This is a genomic window from Citrobacter sp. wls718, from assembly GCF_005280945.1.
GTDB classification, from domain to species: Bacteria; Pseudomonadota; Gammaproteobacteria; order Enterobacterales; family Enterobacteriaceae; genus Citrobacter; species Citrobacter gillenii.
The window spans coordinates 47,852-56,642 of sequence record NZ_SZWV01000102.1 but is presented as its reverse complement, the minus strand read 5'-3'; the positions used below and the strand labels follow the sequence as shown (position 1 = coordinate 56,642).

The 8,791-nt window shown below is 56.5% G+C and carries 5 protein-coding genes; all 5 read left to right on the top strand.

Annotated features, from left to right (window positions below; genetic code table 11):
• Window positions 1–2,518, top strand: a 2,518-nt coding sequence (mrcB, locus tag FDW95_RS18970) for a bifunctional glycosyl transferase/transpeptidase (RefSeq protein WP_137363591.1), incomplete at its 5' end; no start/stop codon positions are given.
• Window positions 2,519–2,750: 232 nt separating this feature from the next.
• Window positions 2,751–4,964: a ferrichrome porin FhuA gene (fhuA, locus tag FDW95_RS18965; protein WP_115259418.1), complete on the top strand. Its 2,214-nt coding sequence runs from the start codon at window positions 2,751–2,753 to the stop codon at window positions 4,962–4,964.
• Window positions 4,965–5,011: 47 nt separating this feature from the next.
• A complete protein-coding gene (gene fhuC, locus FDW95_RS18960) occupies window positions 5,012–5,809 on the top strand; it encodes a Fe3+-hydroxamate ABC transporter ATP-binding protein FhuC (protein ID WP_096758256.1) in 798 nt (265 codons plus the stop codon).
• A complete protein-coding gene (gene fhuD, locus FDW95_RS18955) occupies window positions 5,809–6,699 on the top strand; it encodes a Fe(3+)-hydroxamate ABC transporter substrate-binding protein FhuD (RefSeq protein WP_115259417.1) in 891 nt (296 codons plus the stop codon). Before fhuC ends, fhuD begins: the two co-directional genes overlap by 1 nt.
• A gap of 14 nt (window positions 6,700–6,713) precedes the next feature.
• Window positions 6,714–8,753 (top strand): Fe(3+)-hydroxamate ABC transporter permease FhuB, encoded by a 2,040-nt coding sequence (fhuB, locus tag FDW95_RS18950; RefSeq protein ID WP_115259416.1) that lies wholly within the window; start codon window positions 6,714–6,716, stop codon window positions 8,751–8,753.
• The last annotated feature ends 38 nt before the right edge of the window (window positions 8,754–8,791 follow it).

The following is an 8,791-nucleotide window of genomic DNA, read 5'->3' as shown; positions in this document are numbered from 1 at the left end:
GCCAATTGGACGTAAAGGGAAACCGACGCGTCCGGCGAAACAAAAGGTGAGCCGTCGTCAGCTCAGAGATGATGAGTATGACGACGATTATGATGATGACTATGAGGATGAAGAACCGATGCCGCGTAAAGGTAAAGGCAAAGGGCGTAAGCCTCGTGGTAAACGCGGCTGGTTCTGGCTGCTGGTAAAACTGTCGATTGTCTTTTTGGTGCTGATTGCCATTTACGGCGTCTATCTGGATCAAAAAATCCGTAGCCGTATTGATGGCAAAGTCTGGCAGCTGCCTGCGGCCGTGTATGGCCGGATGGTTAACCTCGAGCCAGAAATGCCCATCGGCAAAAAAGAGATGGTGAAGCTGCTGGAGGCTACGCAGTATCGACAGGTCTCGAAGATGACGCGGCCCGGTGAGTTTACCGTGCAGGCGAACAGCATTGAGATGATCCGTCGTCCGTTTGACTTCCCGGACAGTAAAGAAGGGCAGGTGCGTGCGCGTCTGACCTTTGACGGCGATCATCTGGACACCATCGAGAATCTGGATAACAACCGTCAGTTCGGTTTCTTCCGTCTCGATCCACGCCTGATCACCATGCTCTCTTCGGCAAATGGCGAGCAGCGTCTGTTCGTGGCGCGTAGCGGTTTCCCGGATCTGCTGGTGGACACGCTGCTGGCAACCGAAGATCGTCATTTCTACGAGCATGACGGCATCAGCCTGTATTCCATTGGTCGTGCGGTGCTGGCGAACCTGACGGCAGGTCGCACGGTGCAGGGCGCCAGTACGCTGACCCAGCAGCTGGTGAAAAACCTGTTCCTCTCCAGCGAACGTTCTTACTGGCGTAAAGCCAACGAAGCGTACATGGCCGTGTTGATGGATGCCCGTTACAGCAAGGACAGGATCCTTGAGCTGTACATGAACGAAGTCTATCTCGGCCAGAGCGGCGACAACGAGATCCGCGGCTTCCCGCTGGCGAGCCTGTATTACTTTGGCCGTCCGGTTGAAGAGTTGAGCCTCGATCAGCAGGCGCTGTTGGTGGGGATGGTGAAAGGGGTGTCAATCTACAACCCGTGGCGTAACCCGAAACTGGCGCTGGAGCGACGTAACCTGGTGCTGCGTCTTCTGCAACAGCAGCAGATTATCGACCAGGAACTGTATGAAATGCTGAGCGCGCGTCCGCTAGGCGTGCAGCCGCGCGGTGGGGTGATCTCTCCACAGCCCGCGTTTATGCAGATGGTGCGTCAGGAGCTACAGGCGAAGCTGGGCGACAAAGTTAAAGATCTTTCCGGCGTGAAGATTTTCACCACCTTTGATTCCGTGGCGCAGGACGCCGCAGAAAAAGCGGCGGTGGAAGGCATTCCGGTGCTGAAGAAACAGCGTAAGCTGAGCGATCTGGAAACGGCGATTGTGGTAGTGGACCGCTTTAGTGGTGAGGTTCGCGCCATGGTCGGCGGGTCGGAGCCGCAGTTCGCAGGCTACAACCGTGCTATGCAGGCGCGTCGTTCAATTGGTTCTCTGGCGAAGCCCGCGACCTATCTGACCGCCCTGAGCCAGCCGAAGCTGTACCGCCTCAATACCTGGATTGCCGATGCGCCGATTGCGCTGCGTCAGCCAAACGGTCAGGTGTGGTCCCCGCAAAACGATGACCGTCGCTACAGCGAAAGCGGTAAAGTGATGCTGGTGGATGCGTTAACCCGTTCCATGAACGTGCCGACCGTCAATCTGGGCATGGCGCTGGGGCTGCCAGCGGTCACCGAGACCTGGGAAAAACTGGGCGCGCCGAAAGATCAGCTGCACCCGGTGCCAGCTATGCTGCTGGGGGCATTGAACCTGACGCCAATTGAAGTGGCGCAGGCGTTCCAGACCATCGCCAGCGGCGGTAACCGCGCGCCGTTATCAGCGTTGCGCTCGGTAATTGCCGAAGACGGTACGGTGTTGTATCAAAGCTTCCCGCAGGCCGAACGCGCTGTGCCAGCACAGGCCGCGTATATGACGCTGTGGACCATGCAGCAGGTGGTGCAACGCGGTACCGGCCGTCAGCTTGGCGCGAAGTATCCGGGGCTGCATCTGGCGGGGAAAACCGGGACCACCAACAACAACGTTGATACCTGGTTCGCCGGTATTGACGGCAGTCAGGTGACCATTACCTGGGTGGGTCGCGATAACAACCAGCCTACCAAGTTGTACGGTGCGAGCGGGGCGATGTCGATTTACCAGCGCTATCTGGCAAACCAGACGCCAACGCCGTTAACGCTGACGCCGCCGGAAGATATTGTCGACATGGGCGTGGATTACGACGGCAACTTCGTGTGCAGCGGCGGGATGCGTACGCTCCCGGTGTGGACCAGCGATCCGGATTCGCTGTGTCAGCAAGGTGAGATGCTGCAACAGTCTGGCAATCCGTTTGATCAGTCAACGCCGCCGCAGCAGCCTCAACAGCAGCAACAGCAACAACCGCCGCAGCAAGAGAAGAAAGACGGCGACGGTGTCGCAGGCTGGATCAAAGATATGTTTGGCAGTAACTAATCTCTCCCAAAACCCGCTTCGGCGGGTTTTTCTTTTCTCATCCCAGACTCCGACCAAACAACATTTCAGCGTAATTCATTAACCCTTTCTTTTCATCTGGTTATTTCTTGACCCCTCAGTTTTAGTAGGGATGTGTATCGCTTGCTATCTCGCCAGCGTTTCGAATATTATGCTGCCGTTATAATAATAATTCTCGTTTACGTTATCATTCACTTTCATCAGAGATATACCAATGGCGCGTTATAAAACTGCTCAGCCAAATTCCTCGCTGCGTAAAATGGCAGTGCTGGTAGCCACAGCGGTTAGCGGCATGTCTGTCTATGCACAGGCGGCGGTTGAACCAAAAGAAGAAACCATCACTGTCACCGCAGCACCCGCCGCACAAGAAAGCGCATGGGGACCTGCTCCAACCATCGCTGCCAAGCGTTCCGCCACGGCAACCAAGACTGATACGCCTATCGAAAAGACCCCACAGTCTGTTTCGGTCGTGACGCGTGAAGAGATGGATACCAAACAGCCGGCTTCCGTGAAACAAGCGATTGCTTACACCCCCGGCGTTTTTGCTACGCGTGGTAGTTCCACCACCTATGATGTGGTGACGATTCGTGGTTTCACCGCGCCTACCACCGTCAATACCAACCAATATCTGGATGGTATGAAACTTCAGGGCAATAACTATTCTGAAGTGTCGATGGACCCATATTTCCTGGAACGCGTAGAAGTGATGCGCGGGCCAACATCAGTGCTGTACGGCAATAGCAACCCTGGCGGTATTGTCAGCATGGTGAGCAAACGTCCGACCACAGAGCCACTGAAAGAAGTTCAGTTTAAGATGGGGACTAACAACCTCTGGCAAACCGGGTTCGACTTTAGCGATGCTATCGATGATGACGGCGTGTGGTCATACCGCCTGACGGGGTTAGGGAATAGTCAGGACTCTCAGCAAGAGATGTCAAAATCAACGCGTTACGCGATTGCACCTGCGTTTAGCTGGCGTCCTGATGACAAAACCGATTTCACTTTCCTGAGCAACTTCCAGAACGATCCGTACGCAGGATACTATGGCTGGCTGCCGCGTGAAGGTACACTCGTTCCGTATTACGACGCGAATGGCAATCCGCACAAACTGCCGACCGATTTTAACGAAGGTGAAGAAGATAACAAGATGGCGCGCCGCCAGCAGATGGTGGGCTATAACTTCTCGCATGCGTTCAACGATACCTTCACCGTGCGCCAGAATCTGCGTTATGACCAGGTGAAAACGCTTTATCGTTCTGTTTATGGCTACGGTTACAGTGCACCGGGCAAGATTAACCGCCAATACGTGCGTTCTGACGAAGATCTCAACGCGTTCACCGTTGATACCCAATTGCAGTCTGCTTTTGCGACCGGTGATGTTGATCATACCCTGCTGACAGGCGTTGATTACTCACGTATGCGTAACGATGTGAATGCTCTGTATGGTTCTGCCGATCCGCTGGATATGCAGGATCCACAGTATGGCAATCCGAATATCGATGTGAGTGGGCCGTATGCGAAATACGCTGTGCTCAACCGCATGGAGCAGACCGGACTTTATGCCCAGGACCAGATGGAATGGGATAAGTGGGTGCTGACGCTCGGTGGTCGCTACGATTTTGCGAAAACCTCTACGTTGACCCGCTCCAGCAATTCTCTGGCAGAAGTGAACGATCAGCAGTTTACTTGGCGTGGTGGCATTAACTACCTGTTTGACAACGGTATTTCACCGTATTTCAGTTACAGCGAATCTTTCGAGCCGACCTCCGGTGCAACGAAAGAAGGGAAACCGTTCGATCCTTCACGTGGTAAGCAGTACGAAGCCGGTGTGAAGTATGTACCGAAGGATATGCCGGTCGTGCTGACGGCAGCGGTGTATCAACTGACGAAAAATAAAAACCTGACATCAGATCCGAACGATCCAACCGGGTTGTATAGCGTTCAGAGTGGTGAAATTCGCTCACGCGGTATTGAGCTGGAAGCCAAAGCAGCAGTCAATGCCAATATCAACGTCACGGCGGCATATAGCTACACGGATGCGGAATATACTGAGGACACTATCTTCAAAGGTAAACGCCCGGCAGAAGTTCCGCGTAATCAGGCATCGTTGTGGACCGACTACACGTTCTATGACACTGCCCTGAGCGGTCTGACCGTTGGCGCAGGTGTGCGTTACACCGGTTCAACGGTGAGCTACTATAAAAACGACGCAGCGAAGAAAAATGACGCGTTTAACGTCGGTGGTTATACCGTTGCTGATGCCATGGTCAAATACGATCTGGCCCGTTTCGGCATGGCGGGGTCCAGCGTTGCGGTTAACGTCAATAACCTGTTTAATCGTGAATACGTTTCCAGTTGCTATAGCGAATACGCGTGCTACTGGGGCGCGGAACGTCAGGTCGTTGCAACTGCAACCTTCCGTTTCTAATTTCTCTTTGGGCACGCTTTGCGTGCCCGTTTTACAAGTTGGCCGCTATGCAGGAAAACAGATCCCATCCCGACACCACTTTTGCGTTAAGTAACGTCTCCTTTCGTGTGCCTGGCCGCACGCTTTTACATCCCCTCTCGTTAACGTTTCCCGTGGGAAAAGTGACCGGTCTTATCGGTCATAACGGCTCCGGTAAATCAACCTTATTGAAAATGCTCGGACGTCATCAGCCGCCGTCAGACGGCGAAATCCTGCTCGACGAGCAGCCGCTGGAGAGCTGGAACAGTAAAGCATTTGCCCGTAAGGTCGCCTATTTGCCGCAACAGTTGCCGCAGGCGGAAGGGATGACGGTGCGTGAACTGGTGGCGATTGGTCGCTATCCGTGGCACGGCGCGTTGGGACGCTTTGGCGTGGCTGACAGAGAAAAAGTGGAAGAGGCGATCACGCTTGTGGGGTTAAAGCCGCTGGCGCATCGACTGGTTGATAGCCTGTCAGGCGGCGAGCGTCAGCGCGCGTGGATCGCCATGCTGGTGGCGCAGGACAGTCGCTGCCTGCTGCTTGACGAACCGACTTCGGCGCTGGATATCGCGCATCAGGTTGATGTACTGGCGCTGGTGCACCGCTTAAGCCAGCAGCGCGGACTGACGGTGATCGCCGTACTGCATGATATCAATATGGCGGCCCGTTACTGCGATTATCTGGTGGCGCTACGCGGTGGCGAAATGATTGCTCAGGGAACGCCCGCGGAGCTGATGCGCAGTGAAACCCTGGAACTGATTTATGGCATCCCGATGGGCATTTTGCCGCATCCGGGTGGTGCCGCACCCGTGAGTTTTGTCTATTAATGGTCGGATTACATCATATCACCCGTCGACGTTTATTAACGGCGATGGCGCTGTCACCGCTGCTCTGGCAGATGAATTCGGCGCAGGCTGCAGCGGTTGATCCAAAACGTATTGTGGCACTGGAATGGTTGCCGGTAGAACTGTTGCTGGCGCTGGGAATCACTCCCTATGGCGTAGCCGATGTTCCTAACTACAGGCTGTGGGTCAATCAACCCCCGTTGCCGGACTCGGTGATTGACGTCGGGTTACGCACAGAACCCAATCTCGAACTGCTGACCGAAATGAAACCCTCGTTTATGCTCTGGTCGGCAGGCTATGGCCCCGCGCCAGAAAAACTGGCGCGCATTGCGCCGGGTCGCGGATTTAGCTTCAGCGACGGTAAAAAACCGCTGGCGGTCGCTCGCCAGTCGTTGCAGGAGATGGCGCAACTGCTGAATCTGCAAACGGCTGCTGAACGTCATCTGGTGCAATACGATACCGTGATTGCCAGCCTGAAACCGCGCTTTATTCACCGCGGCGCGCGTCCCGTGCTCCTGGCATCCCTGCTTGATTCGCGGCATATGCTGGTATTTGGCCCGAACAGTTTGTTCCAGGACGTGCTGGACGAATACGGGATCCCTAACGCCTGGCAGGGAGAAACCAACTTCTGGGGCAGCACTGCCGTGGGGATTGACCGGCTTGCCGCGTATAAAGATGTTGATGTGCTGTGCTTCGATCATGGTAACGATAAAGAAATGGACGCGCTGATGTCCACGCCGCTGTGGCAGGCGATGCCGTTTGTTCGCGCCGGTCGCTTTCAGCGGGTACCCGCGGTCTGGTTTTATGGCGCCACGCTGTCGGCGATGCATTTTGCCCGCATTCTGGACACTGCGCTGGGAGGCAAAGCGTGAGCAGGAAACTTGAAATGCCGGATGGCGACGCTAAAAGCGCCTTATTCGGTCTACGGTTCGGGCGCGTTGTTGGCTGGATAAGACGAAGCCGCCATCCGGCGTTGCTGCTGGTGGCGCTGTTTATTGTTGCGATCTGGCTGACCTGGATTAATTTCTCCATTGCCCTGCCGCGTGACCAGTGGCAGCAGGCTATCTGGTCACCGAATATCGACGCCATCGAACAGATGGTTTTCCATTACAGCCTTCTGCCACGACTGGCGATTGCGTTACTGGTTGGTGCCGGATTGGGCCTGGTTGGCGTGCTGTTTCAGCAGGTGTTACGTAACCCGCTGGCGGAGCCGACCACGCTGGGTGTGGCAACCGGTGCGCAGCTGGGCATTACGGTCACCACGCTGTGGGCCATTCCCGGCGCGTTGACCACGCAATTCGCAGCGCTGGCCGGGGCGTGTATCGTCGGGGCGCTGGTGTTTGGCGTTGCCTGGGGCAAGCGTTTGTCACCTGTGACGCTGATCCTTGCTGGTCTGGTGGTCAGCCTGTACTGCGGTGCGATTAACCAGCTGATGGTCCTCTTCCACCACGATCAGCTGCAAAGCATGTTTATGTGGAGCAGCGGGACTCTCACCCAAACTGACTGGAACGGCGTGCAGCGTCTGTGGCCACAGCTGCTGGGTGGCGTGATGCTGACCCTGCTGTTACTGCGTCCAATGACGCTGATGGGGCTGGATGACGGGGTAGCGCGTAATCTCGGGCTGGCGCTGTCGCTGGCGCGTTTGGCGGCGTTAACGCTGGCGATTGTGCTCAGTGCCTTGCTGGTTAACGCGGTGGGGATTATCGGCTTTATCGGCCTGTTTGCCCCGCTGCTGGCGAAAATGCTCGGCGCACGGCGTTTGCTGGCGCGCCTGATGCTGGCCCCGCTGTTTGGGGCCCTGATCCTCTGGCTTTCCGATCAAATTATTCTGTGGTTGACCCGCGTGTGGATGGAAGTCTCCACCGGTTCGGTGACCGCGTTGATTGGTGCGCCGCTGCTGCTGTGGCTGCTGCCGCGCCTGCGCAGCATGAGCGCGCCGGATATGAATGCCAATAACCACGTGGCAGCAGAACGTCAGAACGTGCTGATGTTCGCGCTGGCGGGTGGGGCGATATTGCTACTGACTGCCGTCGTGGCGCTCTCGTTTGGTCGTGATGCCCACGGTTGGACCTGGGCCAGCGGCGCAATGCTGGATGAACTGATGCCCTGGCGCTGGCCGCGTATTCTGGCGGCGATGATTGCCGGGGTGATGCTGGCGGTGGCGGGCTGTATTATTCAGCGCCTGACCGGTAACCCGATGGCCAGTCCGGAAGTCCTTGGGATTAGCTCCGGTGCCGCGTTTGGCGTGGTGTTGATGCTGTTCCTCGTACCGGGTGATGCGTTTGGCTGGCTGCTGCCCGCCGGAAGTCTCGGGGCGGCGGTAACGCTGCTGATTATTATGATTGCCGCTGGGCGCGGCGGCTTCTCGCCGCAACGCATGCTGCTGGCGGGGATGGCGCTCAGCACCGCGTTCACGATGCTGCTGATGATGTTGCAGGCCAGCGGCGATCCGCGGATGGCAAGCGTGCTGACCTGGATCTCCGGCTCGACCTACAACGCCACTGGCGAACAGGTGCTACGGACCGGGATCGTGATGGTGATTCTGCTGGCGGTTACGCCGCTGTGCCGTCGCTGGTTAACGATTTTACCGCTGGGCGGAGAAACTGCGCGGGCAGTGGGTATCGCATTGACGCCGTCGCGCGTGGCGTTACTGATGTTGGCTGCGGGTCTGACGGCGACAGCCACCATGACCATCGGGCCGCTGAGCTTTGTTGGGCTTATGGCACCGCATATTGCGCGGATGTTAGGTTTCCGGCGCACGATGCCGCATATGGTCATCTCGGCGCTGGCGGGAGGCGTGTTGCTGGTGTTTGCCGATTGGTGCGGGCGAATGGTGCTGTTTCCGTATCAGATCCCGGCGGGATTACTGTCGACGTTTATTGGTGCGCCGTACTTTATCTATTTGTTGAGAAAGCAGAGTCGCTGAGTTTGCCGGATGGCGGCCTATGGACGGACCCCTTTCAT

What these genes read in the sequence shown, in the direction of transcription:
- fhuC (WP_096758256.1), top strand. Translation starts at nt 5,012, where the DNA reads ATGCAGGAAAACAGATCCCATCCCGACACCACTTTTGCGTTAAGTAAC.
- fhuD (WP_115259417.1), top strand. Translation starts at nt 5,809, where the DNA reads ATGGTCGGATTACATCATATCACCCGTCGACGTTTATTAACGGCGATG.
- fhuA (WP_115259418.1), top strand. Translation starts at nt 2,751, where the DNA reads ATGGCGCGTTATAAAACTGCTCAGCCAAATTCCTCGCTGCGTAAAATG.
- fhuB (WP_115259416.1), top strand. Translation starts at nt 6,714, where the DNA reads ATGCCGGATGGCGACGCTAAAAGCGCCTTATTCGGTCTACGGTTCGGG.